General features: G+C 75.0%; 20 protein-coding genes and 1 pseudogene. 20 read left to right on the top strand and 1 reads right to left on the bottom strand.

Annotated features, from left to right (window positions below; genetic code table 11):
• The first annotated feature begins 68 nt into the window (after positions 1-68).
• The 11 genes and pseudogenes from def (at position 69) to ACQP04_RS19325 (ending at position 10069) form a co-directional block, all read left to right on the top strand.
• Positions 69-617 carry a peptide deformylase gene (gene def, locus ACQP04_RS19375; RefSeq protein ID WP_433501968.1) on the top strand — a complete coding sequence of 183 codons (549 nt, stop codon included), beginning with the start codon at positions 69-71 and terminating at the stop codon, positions 615-617.
• Positions 614-1546, top strand: coding sequence for a methionyl-tRNA formyltransferase (gene fmt, locus ACQP04_RS19370; protein ID WP_433501967.1), 933 nt, complete (start codon positions 614-616; stop codon positions 1544-1546). The genes def and fmt overlap by 4 nt, the downstream gene beginning before the upstream one ends.
• 524 nt (positions 1547-2070) lie before the next feature.
• Positions 2071-3516, top strand: a pseudogene (locus tag ACQP04_RS19365) (RsmB/NOP family class I SAM-dependent RNA methyltransferase); the annotation flags it as partial.
• A 103-nt stretch (positions 3517-3619) separates the two neighbouring features.
• A complete protein-coding gene (gene rpe, locus ACQP04_RS19360) occupies positions 3620-4309 on the top strand; it encodes a ribulose-phosphate 3-epimerase (protein ID WP_433508401.1) in 690 nt (229 codons plus the stop codon).
• Positions 4310-4347: 38 nt separating this feature from the next.
• Positions 4348-5337 (top strand): bifunctional diaminohydroxyphosphoribosylaminopyrimidine deaminase/5-amino-6-(5-phosphoribosylamino)uracil reductase RibD, encoded by a 990-nt coding sequence (gene ribD / locus ACQP04_RS19355; RefSeq protein ID WP_433508400.1) that lies wholly within the window; start codon positions 4348-4350, stop codon positions 5335-5337.
• Between the two features lie 31 nt (positions 5338-5368).
• Positions 5369-6040, top strand: a complete 672-nt coding sequence (locus ACQP04_RS19350) for a riboflavin synthase (protein WP_433501966.1) — start codon at positions 5369-5371, stop codon at positions 6038-6040.
• A gap of 5 nt (positions 6041-6045) precedes the next feature.
• Positions 6046-7365, top strand: coding sequence for a bifunctional 3,4-dihydroxy-2-butanone-4-phosphate synthase/GTP cyclohydrolase II (locus tag ACQP04_RS19345; protein ID WP_051736563.1), 1320 nt, complete (start codon positions 6046-6048; stop codon positions 7363-7365).
• A 70-nt stretch (positions 7366-7435) separates the two neighbouring features.
• The gene (ribH, locus tag ACQP04_RS19340; RefSeq protein WP_433501965.1) at positions 7436-7918 is read left to right on the top strand and encodes a 6,7-dimethyl-8-ribityllumazine synthase; all 483 of its coding nucleotides are present in this window, start codon (positions 7436-7438) and stop codon (positions 7916-7918) included.
• Positions 7915-8415 carry a PH domain-containing protein gene (locus tag ACQP04_RS19335; protein ID WP_433501964.1) on the top strand — a complete coding sequence of 167 codons (501 nt, stop codon included), beginning with the start codon at positions 7915-7917 and terminating at the stop codon, positions 8413-8415. The genes ribH and ACQP04_RS19335 overlap by 4 nt, the downstream gene beginning before the upstream one ends.
• Before the next feature lie 85 nt (positions 8416-8500).
• Positions 8501-9151 (top strand): MSMEG_1061 family FMN-dependent PPOX-type flavoprotein, encoded by a 651-nt coding sequence (locus ACQP04_RS19330; RefSeq protein WP_433501963.1) that lies wholly within the window; start codon positions 8501-8503, stop codon positions 9149-9151.
• A gap of 186 nt (positions 9152-9337) precedes the next feature.
• On the top strand, positions 9338-10069 hold the full coding sequence (locus tag ACQP04_RS19325) for an HAD family hydrolase (RefSeq protein ID WP_433501962.1): 732 nt from the start codon (positions 9338-9340) through the stop codon (positions 10067-10069).
• A gap of 30 nt (positions 10070-10099) precedes the next feature.
• On the opposite strand, the gene ACQP04_RS19320 is transcribed toward ACQP04_RS19325, so the two are convergent.
• The gene (locus ACQP04_RS19320; RefSeq protein WP_433501961.1) at positions 10100-10891 is read right to left on the bottom strand and encodes a DUF2786 domain-containing protein; all 792 of its coding nucleotides are present in this window, start codon (positions 10889-10891) and stop codon (positions 10100-10102) included.
• A 152-nt stretch (positions 10892-11043) separates the two neighbouring features.
• Here ACQP04_RS19320 and uvrC point away from each other — a divergent pair, with 152 nt between their 5' ends.
• The 9 genes from uvrC (at position 11044) to ACQP04_RS19275 (ending at position 20238) form a co-directional block, all read left to right on the top strand.
• Complete coding sequence (gene uvrC / locus ACQP04_RS19315; protein WP_433501960.1) at positions 11044-13155, top strand: excinuclease ABC subunit UvrC; 2112 nt, start codon at positions 11044-11046, stop codon at positions 13153-13155.
• Between the two features lie 161 nt (positions 13156-13316).
• Positions 13317-14174, top strand: a complete 858-nt coding sequence (rapZ, locus tag ACQP04_RS19310; protein ID WP_037039238.1) for an RNase adapter RapZ — start codon at positions 13317-13319, stop codon at positions 14172-14174.
• A 65-nt stretch (positions 14175-14239) separates the two neighbouring features.
• Positions 14240-15223, top strand: a complete 984-nt coding sequence (locus ACQP04_RS19305) for a gluconeogenesis factor YvcK family protein (RefSeq protein WP_433508399.1) — start codon at positions 14240-14242, stop codon at positions 15221-15223.
• A gap of 55 nt (positions 15224-15278) precedes the next feature.
• Positions 15279-16262, top strand: coding sequence for a DNA-binding protein WhiA (whiA, locus tag ACQP04_RS19300; RefSeq protein ID WP_433501959.1), 984 nt, complete (start codon positions 15279-15281; stop codon positions 16260-16262).
• A 107-nt stretch (positions 16263-16369) separates the two neighbouring features.
• A complete protein-coding gene (gene gap, locus ACQP04_RS19295; RefSeq protein ID WP_433501958.1) occupies positions 16370-17383 on the top strand; it encodes a type I glyceraldehyde-3-phosphate dehydrogenase in 1014 nt (337 codons plus the stop codon).
• Positions 17380-18558, top strand: a complete 1179-nt coding sequence (locus ACQP04_RS19290) for a phosphoglycerate kinase (protein ID WP_433501957.1) — start codon at positions 17380-17382, stop codon at positions 18556-18558. Before gap ends, ACQP04_RS19290 begins: the two co-directional genes overlap by 4 nt.
• Positions 18559-19344, top strand: coding sequence for a triose-phosphate isomerase (gene tpiA, locus ACQP04_RS19285; RefSeq protein ID WP_433501956.1), 786 nt, complete (start codon positions 18559-18561; stop codon positions 19342-19344).
• Between the two features lie 252 nt (positions 19345-19596).
• Entirely contained in the window at positions 19597-19833 is a 237-nt protein-coding gene (secG, locus tag ACQP04_RS19280; protein WP_037038713.1) for a preprotein translocase subunit SecG, read from the top strand.
• Between the two features lie 63 nt (positions 19834-19896).
• Positions 19897-20238, top strand: coding sequence for an RNA polymerase-binding protein RbpA (locus tag ACQP04_RS19275; RefSeq protein ID WP_233302257.1), 342 nt, complete (start codon positions 19897-19899; stop codon positions 20236-20238).
• The last annotated feature ends 54 nt before the right edge of the window (positions 20239-20292 follow it).

Raw genomic sequence — 20292 nt, 5'->3', positions numbered from 1 at the left:
CCGGCGGCGCCAGGCCCGGCCGGGCCCGGGTGGCACAATCGGGGCAGATCCCGATCGTTTGGAGTTCCGTGTCCGTTCAGCCCGTCCGCCTGTTCGGCGATCCGGTGCTGCGCACCCCCGCCGCGCCCGTCACCACGTTCGACGCGGAGCTGCGCAAGCTCGTCGCCGACCTCACCGACACCATGCACGACGAGGGCGGCGCCGGCCTCGCCGCGCCCCAGATCGGCGTCGGGCTGCGCGTGTTCACCTTCGAGGTCGACGGCGTGGCCGGGCACATGGTCAACCCGACCTGGAACGCGGTCGACGGCGAGGAGCAGTTCGGCCCCGAGGGCTGCCTGTCGATCCCCGGGCTCGGCTGGGACTGCCGCAGGGCGCTGAACGTGGTCGCGACCGGCTGGAACATGCACGGCGAGCCGATCACGGTCGAGGGCACGGCCAAGCTCGCGCGGGCCATCCAGCACGAGACCGATCACCTCGACGGCGTGCTGTTCGTCGACCGGCTCGACCCGGAGACCCGCAAGCTCGCGATGTCCGAGATCCGGGCCGCCGAGTGGTTCGGCCGCCCCGACCCCGTCGTGAAGGTCAGCCCGCACCCGATGTTCGGGAAAGCCCGTTGAGACTGCTCTTCGCGGGCACCCCGGAGCCGGCCGTGCCGGCGTTACGGGCGCTGCTCGACTCGCCGCGGCACGAGGTCGTCGGGGTGCTGACCCGGCCGGACGCCCCCGCCGGGCGCGGCCGCCGGCTCGTCCGCTCGCCCGTCGGTGCCCTGGCCGACGAGGCCGGCCTCCCCGTGCTCACCCCCGTCAGGCCCCGCGACCCCGACTTCCTCGAGGCGCTGCGCGAGTTGGCGCCGGACTGCGTCCCGGTCGTCGCCTACGGCGCGCTGGTGCCGCGCGCGGCGCTCGACGTCCCGGCCCACGGCTGGGTCAACCTGCACTTCTCGCTGCTCCCGGCGTGGCGCGGGGCCGCGCCGGTGCAGGCGGCGATCAAGCACGGCGACGAGATCACCGGCGCCACCACGTTCCTGCTGGAGGAGGGCCTCGACACCGGCCCGACCTACGGCGTGGTCACCGAGGCCATCGGCGAGCGGGACACCTCGGGCGACCTGCTCGGCCGGCTCGCGCGCTCCGGCGCCGACCTGCTCGTCGCGACCATGGACGGCATCGAGGACGGCACGTTGCGCGCGGTGCCGCAGCCCGCCGACGGTGTGTCGCACGCGCCGAAGGTCACCGTGGCCGACGCGCGGGTGGACTGGTCGGCATCCGCGGTGCCGCTGGACCGGCTGATCCGGTCGACCACCCCCGAGCCGGGTGCCTGGACGGAGTTCCGGGGTGCGCGGCTGGGCCTGCGGCCGGTCACGCCCGTGCGCACCGGGGAGACCGACCTCAAGCCCGGCGAGCTGCGGGCGGAGAAGAAGCGTGTACTGGTGGGCACGGCCACGGTGCCCGTGCAGCTGGGCGAGGTGCGCCCGGTGGGGAAGAAGGCGATGCCGGCGGCGGACTGGGCCCGCGGCGTCCGGATCGAGGCGGGGGAGTCGCTGTCGTGAGCGAGCAGGACGACGAGCGGCGCCGGGACGACCGGCCCCGCGGCGACCGCACCGGTGGCGACCGGTTCGGCGACGACCGGCGTGGCCCGTCCGGTGGCGGCCGGCGTGATGGCGACCGGCGTGGCGGCGATCGGTCCGGTGGCGACCGGTCCGGCGGCGATCGGCGCGGCTCCGGTGACGGACCGCGCGGGGGCTCGCGGGGTGGTTTCCGCAGCGGCCCCCGTGAGGGCGGCTCCCGCGGCGGTCCGCGTGAGGGCGGCTTCCGCAGCGGCCCGCGTGAGGGCGGGTCGTGGGGTGGCCGGGCCGGCGGGGGCGTCGGCGGCCGGCGCGACGATCCGGGCGGTGGTGCCCGGCGCGAGCAGGGCCGCGACTTCGGCGACCGTTCCGACCGCGCCGCCCGCGGCGACCGGAGCGACCGCGACCGGGGCCGGGGCGACCGCGACCGGGGCCAGTGGGGTGATCGCGACCGGGGCGGCCGCGGTGAGAGGGGTGGTGACCGGGGCGGTGACCGCCGGCACGGCGGCCCGCGCCGCGACCGCAGCGCCGGTCCCCGCAACTCCGGCCCACCTCGTCGTCGGGCGAACCCGCCCGGCCCGCCCGCGGGCGACCCGGCCCGGCAGGCGGCGTTCGAGCTGCTCACCGCGGTGCGCGAGCGCGACGCCTACGCCAACCTCGTGCTGCCGTCGATCCTGCGCCGGTACCGGCTGAAGGACCGCGACGCGGCCCTCGCCACCGAGCTCGGCTACGGCACCCTGCGCGCCGCCGGCCAGCTCGACGCCGTGATCGAGGCGTGCGCCGACCGTCCGCTGCACCGCATCGAGGGCCCGCTGGTCGACGCCATGCGGCTCGGCACCTACCAGCTGCTGCGGATGCGCGTGCCCGAGCACGCGGCCGTCGCGACCTCGGTCGACATCGTCCGCGGCCTCGCGGGCTCCCGCTCGTCCGGCTTCGTCAACGCGATCCTGCGCAAGGTCGCCGAGACCGCCGCGGCGAAGGGGGCCGAGGAGTGGCTCGCGGAGCTCGCGCCCGACGAGAAGGAGGACCCGATCGGGCACGCGTCCTTCGTGCACGCCCATCCGAGGTGGATCGGCCAGGCCTTCGCCGACGCGCTCGGCTCCCACGAGGAGCTGCCCGCCGCGCTCGCCGCGGACGACGCCCGCCCCGCCGTGCACCTGCTGGCTCGGCCCGGCGAGATCACCGCCGAGGAGCTGGCGCTGGTCACCGGCGGCACCGAGGCGCCGTACTCGCCGTACGGGGTGCACCTCGAGCCCGGCAGCGGCGAGGTCGGCGAGCTCGACGCGATCCGCGAGGGCGTGGCGACGGTGCAGGACGAGGGCAGCCAGCTCGTCGCGCTGGCCCTGTCCCGCGCGGAGCTGGTGGGCGAGGACACCGGCCGCTGGCTCGACCTCTGCGCCGGCCCGGGCGGCAAGGCCGTGCTGCTCGGCGCGCTCGTGGGCCTCGACGGCGGCACGCTCGACGCCGTCGAGCAGACCGAGCACCGCGCCGACCTGGTGCGCAAGTCCACCGACGGGCTGCCGGTCACGGTGCACCACGCGGACGGCCGTGAGGCCCCGCTGCCCGACGGCGCGTTCGACCGCGTGCTCGTCGACGCGCCCTGCACCGGGCTCGGGGCGCTGCGCCGGCGGCCGGAGTCGCGCTGGCGGCGCAAGCCCGAGGACGTCTCCGCGCTGGCCAAGCTGCAGCGCGAGCTGCTCCTGGCGGCCCTGCGCCACGTCCGGGTGGGCGGGGTCGTGGGGTACGTCACGTGCTCGCCGCACCTGTCCGAGACCGTCGGCGTGGTCGGCGGGATCGTCCGCCGCAAGGACCTCGGGGTCACGGTCGAGCGGCTCGACGCGCGCGGGTACCTGCCGGGCGTCCCGGAGCTCGGCCCGGGCCCGCACGTGCAGCTCTGGCCGCACCGGCACGGCACGGACGCCATGTTCCTGACCCTGCTCCGCCGCACGGCCTGAGCGGGCGCCTCCGGCCCGGCGTGACCTGCCTCGCCCGGTCCGGCGAGGGGTGCGCGGGGGCGGAGGGGCGGCGGCCGGGCGATACCCTGCGGTGGTGCGTCCCCTGATCGCCCCGAGCATCCTGTCCGCCGACTTCGCCCACCTCGCCGACGAGGCCGCGAGGGTCTCCGACGCGGCCGCCGGTGGGGGACGGGGCGCCGACTGGCTGCACGTCGACGTGATGGACGCCCACTTCGTCCCGAACCTCACGCTCGGCCTGCCGGTGGTGGAGTCGCTGCTGAAGGCGACCGACATCCCGCTCGACTGCCACCTCATGATCGAGGACCCGGACCGCTGGGCGCCGGGCTACGCCGAGGCCGGCGCGCACAACGTGACGGTCCACGTCGAGGCCGCCGCCGACCCGGTGATGCTGGCCAAGAACCTCCGCGCGGCCGGGGCGAAGGCCGGGCTGTCGATCAAGCCGGGCACCCCGCTCGACCCGTACGTCGAGGTCCTGAAGCACTACGACACCCTGCTGGTGATGAGCGTCGAGCCGGGCTTCGGCGGGCAGGCGTTCATGCCCGAGGTGCTGGACAAGGTCCGGGCCGCGCGCCGGCTCGTCGACACCGGGCACCTCACCCTGCTCGTGGAGATCGACGGCGGCATCGCCGCGTCCACCATCGAGGCCGCGGCCGAGGCCGGCGTGGACTGCTTCGTGGCCGGCTCGGCCGTCTACGGCGCCGACGACCCCGGCAAGGCGGTGGCGGCGCTGCGGGAGCAGGCGGTCGCCGCCCATCCGCGGTGGTCGGGGTGACCGCTCCCGCCGGTCCGACGCCGCCGGTCGAGCGGGCGATGCGGCGCGCCCTGGAGGCCTCGGTGGCAGTGCACGGGGCGACCAGCCCCAACCCGCCGGTGGGCGCGGTGGTGCTCGACGCCGCGGGCGAGATCGTCGGCGTCGGCGCCACGGCCCCGGCCGGCGGCCCGCACGCCGAGGTCGTCGCGCTCCGGGAGGCGGGGGAGCGGGCCCGTCGCGGCACCGCCGTCGTCACCCTGGAGCCGTGCGCCCACCACGGACGCACCCCGCCCTGTGCCGAGGCGCTGCTCGGGGCCGGGATCGCGGCGGTGCACGTGGCCGTCGCCGACCCGAACCCGCTGGCCGCCGGTGGCGCGGAGGTATTGCGCCGGGCCGGCGTCGAGGTCAGTGTCGGAACGCTCGCCGACGCGGTCGCGGCCGGGCCGCTGCGGGCGTGGCTGCACGCCGTGCGCGCCGGGCGCCCGCACGTGACCTGGAAGCTCGCCGCGACGCTCGACGGGCGGAGCGCGGCCGCCGACGGGACCAGCCGCTGGATCACGGGTCCGGAGGCGCGCGCCGAGGTGCACGAGCTCCGCTCCCACGTCGACGCGATCGTCGTCGGCACGGGCACCGCCCTGGCGGACGACCCGGCCCTCACCGCCCGCCACCCCGACGGCACGGACCGGGAGCGCCAGCCCCTCCGCGTTGTGGTGGGCCACAGTGACATTCGCCGGGGATCGCGGCTCGACGCGCCGGACGTGCTACACCTGCGGACACACTCGCCGGACGACGTGTTGAAGGCGCTCACCGACCGTGGCGCCGTCGACGTGCTGCTGGAGGGCGGCCCGCGGCTCGCGGGGGCCTTCCTCGCCGCCAACCGGGTGGACCGGGTGCTGGCCTACCTGGCGCCCGCGCTCCTCGGGGCGGGCCCGGCGGCGCTGGCCGACGCGGGTGTGGGAACGATCGCCGGGATCCGGCGGTTGCAGGTGGACACGGTGCGCACCGTGGGGGGCGACGTGCTGGTGGACGCGCGTCCCGCCGCGGGGTAGAGCGGAGCGGGAAGGCAGGAGAGGCGGAGCCATGTTCACGGGGATCGTGGAGGAGGTCGGCGAGATCGTCGACGTCCGGCAGTCCGGTGAGGTGGTCGTGCTGACCGTGCGGGGACCGCGCGTGTCCGACGACGCCGCGCACGGCGACTCGATCGCGGTGAACGGCTGTTGCCTCACCGTCGCCGACCCCGGCGGCGCCCAGGGCGACGAGTTCCGCCTCGAGCTGGTGCCCGAGACGCTGAAGCGGACCTCGCTCGGCGGCGCCGCCCCCGGTGTGAAGGTGAACCTCGAGCGGGCGCTGCAGGCCGGCGCGCGGCTCGGCGGGCACATCGTGCAGGGCCACGTCGACGGCGTCGGCACGCTTCTCGAGCGCACCCCGGGCGAGCGCAGCGACGAGGTGCGGTTCAGCCTGCCCCCCGACCTGGCCCGGTACGTGGTCGAGAAGGGCTCGATCACGGTCGACGGCGTGTCCCTGACGGTGGCCGGCACGGACGGCGACACCTTCTCGGTCGCGCTCATCCCCACCACGCTCGCCGACACCACGCTCGGCCTGCGCGCCCCCGGCGACCCGGTGAACCTCGAGGTCGACGTCGTCGCCAAGTACGTGGAGCGGCTGACCGCCGGCTACCTCGGCGGCCCGACCCCCGCTCGGCGCGAGCCCGGGCAGCCCCAGGACCAGCACGGACAGGACGGTGCCAAGTGACCGAGATCGCTCACCAGGGGGCCGCCGCCGCAGCCGGCCTCACGGGCGGCTTCGAGCGGATCGAGCGGGCCCTGCGCGACCTCGCCGAGGGCAAGCCGGTCGTCGTGGTCGACGACGAGGACCGCGAGAACGAGGGCGACCTGATCTTCGCCGCGGAGAAGGCCACGCCCGAGCTGGTCTCCTTCGTGGTCCGCTACACCTCCGGCTACGTGTGCGTGGCGCTCACCGACACCGAGTGCGACCGGCTGGACCTCCCGCCGATGCACCACACCAACGCCGACGCGTACCGCACGGCCTTCACCGTGACCGTCGACGCGAAGGAGGGGGTGAGCACCGGCATCTCCGCGGCGGACCGCGCCCACACGATCCGGCTGCTCGCCGACCCGACCACGCAGCCGAACGACCTGGTCCGGCCCGGGCACGTGCTGCCGCTGCGCGCCCGCGAGGGCGGCGTGCTGCGCCGCCCCGGGCACACCGAGGCCGCGGTCGACCTCACCCGCATGGCCGGGCTGTCGCCCGCCGGCGCGCTCTGCGAGATCGTGTCGCAGAAGGACGAGGGCGAGATGGCCCGCGGCGACGAGCTGCAGGTCTTCGCGGACGACCACGAGCTCACCCTGGTCACCATCGCCGACCTCATCGCCTACCGGCGGCGCTTCGAGAAGCACATCCAGCGCGTCGCCCAGGCCCGGATCCCCACCGCGCACGGCGAGTTCGTGGCCTTCGGCTACGACTCCCTGCTCGACGGGATCGAGCACATCGCCATGGTCAAGGGCGACGTGGGCACCCCCGAGGGCGACGGCGAGGACGTGCTGGTCCGGGTGCACTCGGAGTGCCTGACCGGGGACGTCATGGGCTCGCTGCGCTGCGACTGCGGCCCGCAGCTCGACGCCGCGCTCGAGGCCGTGGCCCAGGAGGGCCGCGGCGTGGTGCTCTACATGCGCGGGCACGAGGGCCGGGGCATCGGCCTGCTGCACAAGCTGCAGGCCTACCAGCTGCAGGAGGCCGGGGCCGACACCGTCGACGCCAACCTCGCGATGGGCCTGCCCGCCGACGCCCGGGACTACGGCATCGGCGCGCAGATCCTCTCCGACCTCGGCGTGAAGTCGATGCGGCTGCTCACGAACAACCCGGAGAAGCGGGCCGGCCTCGAGGGCTACGGCCTGCGGATCACCGAGCGGATCGCGATGCCGATCCGGCCCAACCCGGAGAACCTGCGGTATCTGCGCACCAAGCGGGACCGGATGGGGCACGACCTGCCGAACCTGGGCGAATCGGACGGACCGGGCAACCTGTCCGACGGTCTGTCGGACGGCCTGGGCGGCTGACCCGGGCGCTCCGCGGCGGCCGGACCTGGGAGACTGGAGCCATGGACTCGAGTGGTGCCGGAGACGTGCGGTGAGCGGTGAGGGCAGGCCCGCGGACGCGGGCGACCTGACGGGCGCGGCGGGGCTGCGGGTCGGCGTCGTGGCGGCCACCTGGCACGCCGAGGTGGTCGACGCGCTCGTGGAGCGGGCGCTGGCCACGGTGGAGAAGGCCGGGGCGGTGCCCACGGTCGTCCGGGTGCCGGGGACGGTGGAGCTGCCGGTCGTGGCGCAGGAGCTGGCCCGCACGCACGACGCCGTGGTGGCGCTGGGCGTGGTGGTGCGCGGCGGCACCCCGCACTTCGAGTACGTGTGCGACTCGGTGACCGCCGGGCTCACCCGGGTGGCGCTCGACGAGTCGACCCCGGTCGGCAACGGCGTGCTCACCACCAACACCCTCGAGCAGGCCGTGGACCGCAGTGGCGTGCCCGGCAGCAGCGAGGACAAGGGCGCCGAGGCCACCGTGGCCGCGCTGCGGACGGCGATCGTGCTCGCCGAGCTGCGGGCGCTCTCGTGAGCGCGGAGACCCCGGTGTCGGCCGACGTGAGCGAGAAGCCGGCGCGCCCCGGTCGCGGCCCGGGCGCGGTGACGATCCGGCCGCGGCTGGCGCTGTGGCTCGGCTGGGTCTCCGCGGCGGCGGTCCTGGTGATCTTCGTCGTGATCGCGGTGATCCTGCGCAACACGGCGACCGGTGTGTTCTTCCGGCTCGCCGACCAGGTGGCCATGGTGCTGCTCGGGCTGTTCATCGCGGCGGGGCTGGCGCTGTTCGCCCGGCCGCGGGTGCGGGCGGACGAGCACGGCATCGAGGTCCGCAACGTGGCCCTGCCGCGGTACCTGCCCTGGTCGCAGGTGGAGCGGGTCGCCTTCCCCGACGGCGCCTCGTGGGCCAGGCTGGACCTGCCGGACTACGAGTACCTGCCGGTCCTGGCGATCCAGGCCGTCGACCGCCAGCATGCCGTCGACGCCATCCGCACGGTCCGGGCGCTGCACGCCGCAGCCCACCGCGGCGACTGAGCCCCGCCCGGCACTGAGCGTCCGCTGAGCGCGGGCCGGGGGACGGGCTCCCGCCGCGGCGGGAGTAAGGGTTACCTTACCCGTCATGGAGATCGCTCCCGCCCCGGCCGCGGCACCGGACCTGCAGACCGTCACCACCCTCGACGAGCTGCGGGAGGTGGTCCCCGAGCCGCACCCGTCGCTGTGGGAGAAGGACATCGGGCGGATCGACGAATCCGCCCGCACGTTCGTCGAGGCCTCGCCCTTCGTCCTCCTCGCGACCTCGGGCCTGGACGGCACCTGTGACGTGACGCCCCGGGGCGACCCCGCCGGCAGCGTCCTGGTGCTCGACGAGCACACCCTGGTGATCGCCGACCGGCGCGGCAACCGCCGGCTCGACGCCTTCCGCAACATCCTCGACAACCCCCATGTCGGCCTGCTCTTCGTGATCCCGGGACGGTCGGACACGCTGCGGGTGAACGGCACGGCGCGGCTCGTGCGCGAGGCCCCCTTCTTCGACCGGCTCACCGTGCAGGGCGTGCGCCCGGTGCTGGCGGTCGTGGTGACGGTCGAGGAGCTGTTCCCGCACTGCGCGAAGGCCTTCCTGCGGGCGGGGCTGTGGGAGCCCGGGTCGTGGCCCGACCCCGCGTCGGTGCCGAGCGTCGGCGAGATGGCCAAGGCGATGAAGAACCTCGACGTGGCCGCCGAGGAGATCGACGCCGCCCTCGCCCACGACGCCGAGCACAACCGCTACTGATCGACTTGCCCGCCGACCTGCCGCTGCTCGTCGCGAGATCACGACCGCTCGGCGCCGGCCGCCACTCGGAGCGCCGTGCGCGCCGCATGCCGGGTGAGGATGTTGCCCGCGTTGCGGAGCGTGATCGAACGCATACGGAATGCCGGGTCTCCCCGCCGCGACGCCCCGGCACGGTGAGGTGGACGCATGGCGATGGGTCACGGCGGGCGCGCCGGGGGACCACGGGCCGGAACGGCGGCGCCGCGGCGTCCGCGCCGCCCGCGGGCCGTCCTCGTCGACGTCTACGACACGGTCCTGCGGACGGACGCGCTGCGCCGCCGGTTCGTCGACGTGGGGCGGCCCGAGCACGAGTACGAGCTGTTCCTCGCCCACGCGCTGCGCGACGCCATGGGCTTCGCGCTGGCCGGCACCCCGACCGCCTTCGGCCGGGTGCTGACCGACGCGTTGCGCTCCGCGACCGGCCACAAGCTCTCCGACGACGCGCTCGCCCACATCCGGGCGGGCTTCACCGCCCTGCCCGCCTTCGCCGACGCCGAGCCCGCCCTGACCGTGCTCGCCCGCTCCCGCATCCCCGCCTGGGCGGTGGCGCAGGGCAGCGGCGACCACACCTCGGGCGCGCTCGACGCCACCGGGCTGCGCACCTACCTGCGCGGGACCGTGGCCAGCGACGACCTGGGGGTGCTGCCGCCGGACCCGGAGGCGTACCGGCTCGCCTGCGCCGCCGCACGGGTCGACCCGGAGACCACCGCCTTCGTGTCCGCCCACGGGTACCTCGTGCACGGGGCGATGCGGGCCGGCCTGGTCGGTGCGCTGGTGCTGCGCGAGGGCGAGGGCGCCCCCGCCACGATCGACCTGCCGCACGTGACGGGCACCTCGCTCGTCACGACCGTCGAGGCGCTGCTCGACCTGCCGAGCTGATCCCGGCTCGGCGGGGCCCGGGCCCGGCGGTCAGCCCGGGCCGGCGGCCAACCCGTGTGGCCCCGAGCGGCGACCGTCGATCCGCCGCCCGCCCAGGTCGGCCCGGCGGCCCGCCTCGGCCCCCTCGGCGAACCCGCTGCCCGAGAGCGACGGCCGCCGCGCCCGGGCCAGCTGCGGGAACGCCTCGGCGTAGGCCCGGTCGACCTGCGCACCGCGGTCGACCAGCACCAGCGCGGTGCCCACGGCCCGCTCCCCGCCGTCGCCCGCGGTCGCCTCGGCGGCGGCCCGCTCCTCGGCCTCCAGCAGCCGCTGGTGCACCTGGGCCGCGAAGCCCTGCAGCCAGGACCGCCGGTACGCCGCGACCGACTCGCCCGGCCAGGGCGGTCTCAGCCGCACCAGCTGGCCCGTGGCCTGCAACAGCAGCGAGGTGTAGAGCAGCTCGACCCGCTCGCGGTCCGACCCGAACCCGAACACCGTGACGGCGGCGACCTTGCCGCCGGCGGCCCCGTGCATCACCCACCGGCAGCGCAGCGCCGCCGCGGTCCAGCCCAGCAGCCGGGCCTTGCCCGCGGAGTACGGGTCCTCCATCCCGATCCGGACCATGCCGATCTCGTCCCGCCGCGGATCGTCCGCCGCGAGCAGCGCCTCGTCGATCCCGTGCCGGGCCATCAGCTCGACGGCCTTGGCGTTGTAGGTCTCGGCCTCCTCGGGCGTGCCGGCCCGCTCGGCCTTGGCCAGCAGCTTGCGGACGCGGTCCAGCCGGTCCGCACGATCGGCGCGGGCGGGGGAGACGCCGGGCGAGAGGGGGGTGCCGGTGGTCATCGGGGGAGCCTTCCTTCGAACGGCCGTTCGGGTCGAGGAACGGTCTACCCGACGGCACCGACAGTTCCGGTTGGATACACCCCCGGCCGCCGGGCGCCGACACCGCCCGGGCGGCACGGCGTGTCGGGGGGCCGCTCTACGCTGGGGAGGCCATGCCCGACCCCGCCACCTACCGCCCGGCCCCGGGGACGATCCCCGAGGCCCCGGGCGTGTACCGCTTCTCCGACCCGCAGGGCCGGGTGATCTACGTCGGCAAGGCGAAGAGCCTGCGCCAGCGGTTGAACAGCTACTTCGCCGACATCGCCGGCCTGCACCCGCGCACCCGGCAGATGGTGACCACCGCCGGCCACGTGCAGTGGACGGTCGTCGGCACCGAGGTCGAGGCCCTCCAGCTCGAGTACAACTGGATCAAGGAGTTCGACCCGCGGTTCAACGTCCGCTACCGGGACGACAAGACCTACCCGGTCCTCGCGGTCACGCTGAACGAGGAGTACCCCCGGCTGCACGTCTACCGCGGCCCGCGGCGCAAGGGCGTCCGCTACTTCGGCCCGTACGCCCACGCGTGGGCGATCCGCGAGACCCTCGACCTGCTCCTGCGTGTGTTCCCCGCGCGGACCTGCAGCGCGGGCGTGTTCAAGCGGCACGGCCAGATCGGCCGCCCCTGCCTGCTCGGCTACATCGACAAGTGCTCGGCGCCGTGCGTCGGCCGGGTGGACGCCGAGGAGCACCGCCGGATCGTCGAGGACTTCGCCGAGTTCCTGTCCGGCCGCACGGACCGGATGGTCCGCGAGCTGGAGCGCCGGATGCAGACCGCGTCCGAGGAGCTGGAGTTCGAGAAGGCCGCCCGGCTGCGGGACGACATCGGCGCCCTCAAGCGGGCCATGGAGCGCCAGGCCGTGGTGCTGGGCGACGGCACGGACGCGGACGTCGTGGCCTTCGCCCAGGACGAGCTCGAGGCCGCCGTCCAGGTCTTCCACGTGCGCGGCGGCCGGGTCCGCGGGCAGCGCGGCTGGGTGATCGACAAGACGGACGACACGCCGGACACCGCGGCGCTGGTCGAGCGGTTCGTCACCCAGTTCTACGGCGAGCAGGCGGCGCTGGCCGAGTCCGCCGACGACGCCTCCCAGCCGGTGCCGAAGGAGATCCTGGTCCCCGAGCTGCCGGTCGACGCGGGGGCGCTGCAGCAGTGGCTGACCGGGCTGCGCGGGTCCCGGGTGAGCCTGCGGGTGCCGCAGCGCGGCGACAAGCGCGCGCTCGCCGAGACCGTCGAGCGCAACGCCAAGGAGGCGTTCACCCAGCACAAGCTGCGCCGCGCCGGGGACCTCACGGCCCGGTCGGCCGCGCTGCAGGAGCTGCAGGAGGCCCTGGGTCTGGACCAGGCACCGCTGCGCATCGAGTGCATCGACGTCAGCCACGTGCAGGGCACCAACGTCGTCGCGTCGCTGGTGGTGTTCGAGGACGGGCTGGCGAAGAAGTCCGACTACCGCCGGTTCGAGGTCCGCGACGGCGCCCAGGGCGGCGACGTCGCGTCGATCGCCGAGGTGGTGCGCCGGCGGTTCCGCCGCTACCTCGCGGAGAACCGGGACGGGGCCGACGGCGCAGCCGGGATCGACGGGGTCGACGGTCCCGAGGACACCGCCGCCGGGTCCGAGGCCGTCGACGAGTCGATGCCGAAGGTCCGCACCGGCATCGACCCCGAGACCGGCCGGCCCAAGAAGTTCGCCTACGCCCCGAACCTGCTCGTGGTCGACGGCGGCCAGCCGCAGGTCGAGGCGGCCGCGGACGTGCTGGCGGACCTGGGCATCCACGACGTGGCGGTGTGCGGGCTGGCGAAGCGCCTGGAGGAGGTCTGGCTGCCCGGCGACCCGGACCCGGTGATCCTCTCCCGGACCAGTGAGGCGCTGTACCTGCTGCAGCGCGCGCGGGACGAGGCGCACCGCTTCGCCATCACCTACCACCGCCAGCGTCGTTCCAAGAGCATGGTGGCGTCCGAGCTCGACGGGGTCCCGGGCCTCGGCCCGGCCCGGCGGCAGGCGCTGCTGAAGCACTTCGGGTCGATGCGGAAGATCCGGGCCGCGGAGGTCGACGAGATCGCCGGCCTGCCCGGCTTCGGCCGGCGCACCGCGGAGGCCGTGGTCGCCGCCCTCCACCCGGCGGACGGCGCCGACTCCGGCGGCGGTAACCCGGGGGCCCGAAGAGACGAACAGCCCGCAGCCGAGCATCAGGCAGCGGGAACGAGCGCGGAGGGGGCGCCCGGCCGGTGAACGAGGAAGGCGAACCGACGACGACGGACACGGCGCCGGCGGTGGATCCGGGGGGCGGCCCCGGCGACACGGCGGCGGCCGCGGCGGCCCGGCGGGCGCCGTCGGCCCCCGCGGTCGGGCCCGGCGACGCCGGGGGCGGTGCGCCGCACGCCCCGTCGGGCATCGAGGTCGCGCTGGTCAGCGGCCTGTCCGGGGCGGGCCGCAGCACGGCGGCGAAGGTGCTGGAGGACCTCGGCTGGTTCGTCGTGGACAACCTGCCGCCCGAGCTGATCGAGACCATGGTCGACCTGGGGGCGCGCTCGAGCGGCGAGGTCACCCGGATCGCGGTCGTGATGGACGTCCGCAGCCGGGCCTTCACCCGGGACCTCGGCTCGGTGATCCGGGACCTCGACGCCCGCGGGTACAAGCCGCGGCTGCTCTTCCTCGAGGCGTCGGACGCGGTGCTGGTGCGCCGGTTCGAGCAGAACCGGCGCAGCCACCCGCTGCAGGGCGACGGCCGGCTGGTGGACGGCATCACGGCCGAACGCGAGCTGCTGCGCCCGCTGCGGGAGAACGCCGACCTCCTCGTCGACACCTCCACCCTGTCGGTGCACCAGCTGCGTTCCCGGATCGAGCAGGGCTTCGAGACGGGCGCCCCGGAGCCGACCCGGGTGAACTTCCTGTCCTTCGGCTACAAGTACGGCCTGCCGATGGACTCCGACCTGGTCGTCGACATGCGCTTCCTGCCGAACCCGCACTGGATCCCGGAGCTGCGCGAGCACACCGGACGGGACGCGGACGTCCGCGACTACGTGCTCTCCCAGGAGGGCGCCGAGGAGTTCCTGCGCCGGTACGTCGAGCTGCTCACCCTGGTCGGCGCGGGCTACCGCCGCGAGGGCAAGCGGTACCTGGCGGTGTCGGTGGGCTGCACCGGCGGCAAGCACCGCAGCGTGGCGATCAGCGAGGAGCTGGCCCGGCGGCTGGCCGGCGCGGAGGGGGTCGCGGTGAGCGTGACGCACCGCGACCTGGGCCGCGAGTGACCGGGCCCGGCACGGCGGCACGCGTGCCCGGACCGCGCGCGGACGGCGGCGCCGCCCGCGGGGGCCTGCGCGCCGTCGCGCTGGGCGGCGGGCACGGCCTGTCCGCGACCCTCGCGGCGCTGCGGCACTTGCCGGAGGTCGCCGACGTCACCGCCGTGGTCACGGTGGCGGACGACGGCGGCTCCTCCGGCCGGATCCGCCGCGAGCTGGGCGGCCTGCTGCCCCCGGGCGACCTGCGGATGGCGCTCGTCGCGCTCGCCGCGCAGGACGACGGCGGCCGCCGCTGGGCCGAGCTCGTCCAGCACCGCTTCGGCGGCACCGGGGCACTGGCCGGGCACGCCGTCGGCAACCTGCTGCTCGCCGGGCTGATGGAGATCCTCGACGACCCGGTGGAGGCGCTCGACGAGGTCTGCCGGCTGCTCGGCGTCCGCGGCCGGGTGCTGCCGATGAGCCGGGTCCCGCTGGACATGGAGGCCGAGGTCAGCGGCCTGGACGAGACCGAGCCCGGCCGCGTGCACCGCATCCGCGGGCAGGTCGCCGTGGCCTCCACCCCGGGCCGGGTCGAACGGGTGTGGCTGCACCCGGACCGGCCGCCGGCGTGCGAGCAGGCGGTCGAGGCCGTCCGCGCGGCCGATCTCGTGCTGCTCGGGCCGGGCTCGTGGTTCACCAGCGTGCTGCCGCACCTGCTGGTCCCGGGGCTGCGCGAGGCCCTGCACGAGACGGCCGCCCGGCGGGTCGTGGTGCTCAACCTCGCGCCCGAGCCCGGGGAGACCGCGGACTTCTCGCCGGAGCAGCACCTGGCGGTGCTCGCGGCGCACGCCCCGGAGCTGCGGGTGGACGCCGTGCTGGCCGACGCGGCGGCCGTGGCGGTACCCCATCGGCTGCGCCGGGCGGCACGGGCGATGATGGGACCCGGCGGCCGGGTGCACCTCGCCCCGGTCGCGGCGGAGGACCCGCTCGTGCCGCGGCACGAGCCGGCGGCGCTGGCGGCGGCGCTGCGGGAGGTCCTGGCGGCCTCCGCACCGATGCCGGCCGGGGGGCGGGCATGAGGGGGCAGGCGTACGCGACCGGCGTGCGGACGGACCGGAGGGGGAGGCGCACGGCATGGCGATGACCGCGGCGGTGAAGGACGAGCTCAGCAGGCTCACCGTGACGAAGCCCTCGTGCCGACGGGCGGAGGTCGCCTCGCTGCTCCGGTTCGCCGGCGGCCTGCACATCGTGGGCGGCCGCGTGGTGATCGAGGCCGAGGTCGACACCGGCTCGGTCGCGCGCCGGCTGCGCAAGGAGATCCACGACCTCTACGGCCACCAGGTCGAGGCGCACGTGATCACCGCGGGCGGGCTGCGCCGGGGCAACCGGTACGTCATCCGCGTGGTACGCGACGGCGAGGGGCTCGCGCGGCAGACCGGCCTGCTCGACCAGCGGGGGCGCCCGGTGCGGGGCCTGCCCCCGGCCGTCGTCTCCGGTGACCTCGACGACGCCGAGGCGGCCTGGCGCGGGGCGTTCCTCGCGCACGGCTCGCTCACCGAGCCCGGCCGCAGCTCCGCGCTGGAGGTGACCTGCCCGGGCCCGGAGGCCGCGCTGGCGCTGGTCGGCTCGGCGCGCCGGCTCGGGGTCACGGCCAAGGCGCGCGAGGTGCGGGGGGCGGACCGGGTCGTCGTCCGCGACGGGGACGCGATCGGCGCCCTGCTCACCCGGATGGGCGCGCACGAGTCCGTGATGGCGTGGGAGGAGCGGCGGATGCGCCGCGAGGTCCGGGCCACCGCGAACCGGCTCGCCAACTTCGACGACGCGAACCTGCGCCGCTCGGCGCGCGCGGCCGTGGCGGCCGCCGCCCGCGTGCAGCGGGCCCTGGAGATCCTCGGCGAGGACGTCCCGGACCACCTGCTGGCCGCGGGCCGACTGCGCGCCGAGCACACCCAGGCGTCGCTGGAGGAGCTCGGCCAGCTCGCCGACCCGCCCATGACGAAGGACGCGGTCGCGGGCCGGATCCGCCGGCTGCTGCACATGGCGGACAAGCGCGCCGCCGACCTGGGGATCCCGGACACCGAGTCCGCCGTCACCCCGGAGATGCTCGAAGAGGCGTGACCACCTGCGCAAATGCCGTGCAGGTCACGCCCGCGGGGCCCCTGTGGAGGGCGGCCGATGCCGCTAGGGTTGCCCCGATCCCCAAGACGACACCACAGGAGGTTCGTGTGACGGTCCGGGTAGGCGTGAACGGCTTCGGCCGCATCGGCCGCAACTTCTGGCGGGCGGTGGACGCCCAGCGCGCCGCCGGCACGAGCGACATCGAGATCGTGGCGGTGAACGACATCACCGACAACGCGACTCTGGCGCACCTGCTGAAGTACGACTCGATCCTCGGCAGGCTGCCGTACGAGGTCTCCTCCACCGACGAGGAGATCGTCGTCGACGGCAAGGGCTTCAAGGGCCTCGCGGTCCGCGACCCCGCCGAGCTGCCGTGGAAGGACCTCGGCGTCGACGTCGTCGTGGAGTCGACCGGTCTCTTCACCAAGCGCGAGGCCGCGTCCAAGCACCTCGACGCGGGCGCCAAGAAGGTCGTCATCTCCGCGCCGGCCACCGGCGAGGACATCACGATCGTCAAGGGCGTCAACGACGACCAGTACGACGGCAGCCAGACCATCGTCTCCAACGCGTCGTGCACCACCAACTGCCTCGCGCCGCTGGCCAAGGTGCTCGACGACCTGCTGGGGATCGAGAAGGGTCTGATGACCACGATCCACGCGTACACGCAGGACCAGAACCTGCAGGACGGCCCGCACAAGGACCTGCGCCGTGCGCGGGCCGCCGCGCTGAACATCGTGCCGACCTCGACCGGCGCCGCGAAGGCGATCTCGCTGGTCCTGCCGCACCTCAAGGGCAAGCTCGACGGCTACGCCCTGCGCGTGCCGATCCCCACGGGCTCGGCCACCGACCTCACGGTCGAGGTGCGCAAGGAGGCCTCCGCCGAGGAGATCAACGCGGCGTTCAAGGCCGCCGCCGAGGGCCCGCTCAAGGGCATCCTGAAGTACACCGAGGACCCGATCGTGTCGTCGGACATCGTGACCGACCCGCACTCCACGATCTTCGACGCCGGTCTGACCAAGGTCATCGGCAACCAGGTCAAGGTCGTCGGCTGGTACGACAACGAGTGGGGCTACTCGAACCGGCTCGCCGACATCACCGCGCTGGTGGCGTCGAAGCTGTGAGGACGGTCTCCGACCTCGTCTCCGAGGGCGTGAGCGGGCGCGCCGTGCTGGTGCGCTCGGACCTGAACGTCCCCCTCGACGGCGAGACCATCACCGACGACGGCCGCATCCGCGCGTCCGTGCCGACGATCTCCGCCCTGGCCGACGCCGGGGCGCGGGTCCTCGTCACCGCGCACCTCGGCCGGCCGAAGGGCGGGGCCGACCCGAAGTACTCGCTGGCCCCGGTGGCGGAGCGGCTCGGCGAGCTGCTCGGCAAGGAGGTCCCGCTGGTGCCGCACGGGCAGCGCCCGGAGCTGGCCGACGGCGGGGTCGCGCTGCTGGAGAACATCCGGTTCGACCCGCGCGAGACCAGCAAGGACGACGACCAGCGGGCCGAGTTCGCCCGCGAGCTCGTCGACCTCGTCGGGCCCGACGCGGCCTTCGTGTCGGACGGATTCGGCGTGGTGCACCGCAAGCAGGCCTCGGTCTACGACGTGGCGCAGGACCTCCCGGCCTACGCGGGCGGGCTGGTCCTGTCCGAGGTCGAGGTGCTGACGACGCTCACCGGCGATCCGGAGCGGCCGTACGCGGTCGTGCTCGGCGGCTCGAAGGTCTCGGACAAGCTCGCCGTGATCGAGGCGCTGCTGCCGAAGGTCGACTCGCTGCTGGTCGGCGGCGGGATGTGCTTCACCTTCCTCGCCGCGCAGGGTTACGGCGTGGGTTCGTCGCTGCTCGAGTCCGACCAGATCGACTCGTCCCGCAAGCTCCTGGAGTCCGGGAAGATCGTCCTGCCCACGGACGTCGTGGTCGCGGACAGGTTCGCCGCCGACGCCGCGACCGAGACCGTCCCGGTCGACGCGATCGAGGACGGCTGGATGGGTCTGGACATCGGGCCGGAGTCGGTCCGGGCGTTCGCCGAGGTGCTGTCCGGGGCAAAGACCGTGTTCTGGAACGGGCCGATGGGTGTGTTCGAGCTGGCGCCGTTCGCCGAGGGCACCCGCGGGGTTGCCCGGGCGATCGTGGACAGCACCGCCTCGGGGGCGTTCAGCGTGGTCGGCGGCGGGGACTCCGCCGCGGCCGTGCGCGCGCTGGGCCTGCCCGAGGACGGCTTCTCGCACATCTCCACGGGCGGTGGCGCCTCCCTCGAGTTCCTCGAGGGCAAGTCCCTGCCCGGCGTCGCGGTCCTGGAGCGGTAGATGGCACGCAAGGTCCTCATCGCCGGCAACTGGAAGATGAACCTCAACCATCTCGAGGCCATCGGCCTGGTGCAGAAGGTCGCCTTCGCGCTGCCGGAGAAGTACTACGACCACGTCGACGTCGCGGTGATCCCACCGTTCACGGACATCCGGAGCGTGCAGACCCTGATCGACGGGGACAAGCTCAAGCTCGTCCACGGCGCGCAGGACCTCTCGCCGCACGACTCCGGGGCCTACACCGGGGACGTGTCCGGGGCGATGCTCGCGAAGCTCGGCTGCACCTACGTCGTGGTCGGGCACTCGGAGCGGCGCGAGATCCACGGCGAGGACGACGGCGTCGTCAACGCCAAGGTGCGCGCCGCGCTGAAGCACGGCCTGCAGCCGATCCTCTGCGTCGGCGAGGGGCTCGACGTCCGCGAGTCGGGTGCGCAGGTCGCGCACACCACCGCGCAGCTGGTCGCGGCCCTGGAGAAGGTCACGGCCGAGCAGATCGGCCAGGTCGTCGTGGCCTACGAGCCGATCTGGGCGATCGGCACCGGCAAGGTGGCGAGCCCGGCCGACGCGCAGGAGGTCTGCCACGCGCTGCGCGAGGCGGTCCGCGAGAAGTACGGCGACCAGGTCGCCGACGCGCTGCGGATCCTCTACGGCGGCTCGGTGAAGGCGAAGAACGTCGGCGAGATCGTGGCCGAGGCGGACGTCGACGGCGCGCTCGTCGGCGGGGCCTCGCTCGACGCGGACGAGTTCGCGCAGCTCTGCGCGATCGCCGCGGGCGGCCCGCTGCCCTAGGCGTCCGGTCCGTACCCGGCGAACGGCGCTCTCGCTCACATCTAGTGAGCGAGAGCGCCGTTCGTGCGTTCGCGGGCCGGGGAACCCGGAGTGCTTCGCGGCCGTTGGACGGTCGGCGGGGTGCGGTCGGCGGTCCGGTAACGGAGCGCCTGCTCCCGGCGACCCACGGAACACGGCCCGGGGCGAGCGGGCGAGCGGCGCCGGTTACAGTGGACACCCCTGCCGGGCTTCGAGAGGGCGGATGAGAACGGGATGATCCTGGCGCTCCAGATCGTACTGATCGTCTCCAGCGTCGTGCTGGTGCTGCTGATCCTGCTGCACCGCGGACGCGGGGGCGGGCTGTCGAGCCTCTTCGGCGGCGGTGTGCAGTCGAGCCTCTCGGGGTCGAGTGTCGTCGAGAAGAACCTGGACCGGCTGACGCTGTTCACCGCGGCGATCTGGCTGGTCGCCATCATCGGGACCGGCCTGCTGGTCAAGGTCGGGGCCTGACCGAACGCCCTGCAGTCACGCCCTGCACCACAGCGGCGTCGAGCGGAGGAGAGCACCATGGCGATGTCCGGCGGCAACGCGATCCGAGGTACCCGGGTCGGGGCCGGCCCGATGGGGGAGTCGGAGCGGGGTGAGACCGCCCCGCGCGCCCGGATCCCGTACTTCTGCGCCAACGGCCACGAGACGCGGCCCTCGTTCGCGGCCGAGGCGGAGATCCCGGAGTTCTGGGACTGCCCGCGCTGCGGCCTCCCGGCCGGTCGCGAGCAGGCCTCGCCGCCCGCCGCCCCACGCAACGAGCCGTACAAGACGCACCTCGCGTACGTGAAGGAGCGCCGCTCGGACGAGGACGGCGCCGCCATCCTCGAGGAGGCCCTCGCGCGGCTGCGCGCCTCGCGCGAGCTCTGACCCGCAGCGAGACGCCTGCTGAGACCGGCCGCCGGCCCCGCTTCCCGCGGGGCC

This window comes from Pseudonocardia halophobica, from assembly GCF_050948485.1.
Taxonomy (GTDB): Bacteria; Actinomycetota; Actinomycetes; order Mycobacteriales; family Pseudonocardiaceae; genus Pseudonocardia; species Pseudonocardia halophobica.
The sequence above is the reverse complement of the archived record's forward strand: the minus strand, read 5'-3'. Positions and strand labels throughout refer to the sequence as shown.

What these genes read in the sequence shown, in the direction of transcription:
- ribD (WP_433508400.1), top strand. Translation starts at nt 4,348, where the DNA reads ATGCGGCGCGCCCTGGAGGCCTCGGTGGCAGTGCACGGGGCGACCAGC.
- ACQP04_RS19350 (WP_433501966.1), top strand. Translation starts at nt 5,369, where the DNA reads ATGTTCACGGGGATCGTGGAGGAGGTCGGCGAGATCGTCGACGTCCGG.
- ACQP04_RS19330 (WP_433501963.1), top strand. Translation starts at nt 8,501, where the DNA reads ATGGAGATCGCTCCCGCCCCGGCCGCGGCACCGGACCTGCAGACCGTC.
- ACQP04_RS19325 (WP_433501962.1), top strand. Translation starts at nt 9,338, where the DNA reads ATGGCGATGGGTCACGGCGGGCGCGCCGGGGGACCACGGGCCGGAACG.
- ACQP04_RS19320 (WP_433501961.1), bottom strand. Translation starts at nt 10,891, where the DNA reads ATGACCACCGGCACCCCCCTCTCGCCCGGCGTCTCCCCCGCCCGCGCC.
- uvrC (WP_433501960.1), top strand. Translation starts at nt 11,044, where the DNA reads ATGCCCGACCCCGCCACCTACCGCCCGGCCCCGGGGACGATCCCCGAG.
- whiA (WP_433501959.1), top strand. Translation starts at nt 15,279, where the DNA reads ATGGCGATGACCGCGGCGGTGAAGGACGAGCTCAGCAGGCTCACCGTG.
- tpiA (WP_433501956.1), top strand. Translation starts at nt 18,559, where the DNA reads ATGGCACGCAAGGTCCTCATCGCCGGCAACTGGAAGATGAACCTCAAC.
- secG (WP_037038713.1), top strand. Translation starts at nt 19,597, where the DNA reads ATGATCCTGGCGCTCCAGATCGTACTGATCGTCTCCAGCGTCGTGCTG.
- ACQP04_RS19275 (WP_233302257.1), top strand. Translation starts at nt 19,897, where the DNA reads ATGTCCGGCGGCAACGCGATCCGAGGTACCCGGGTCGGGGCCGGCCCG.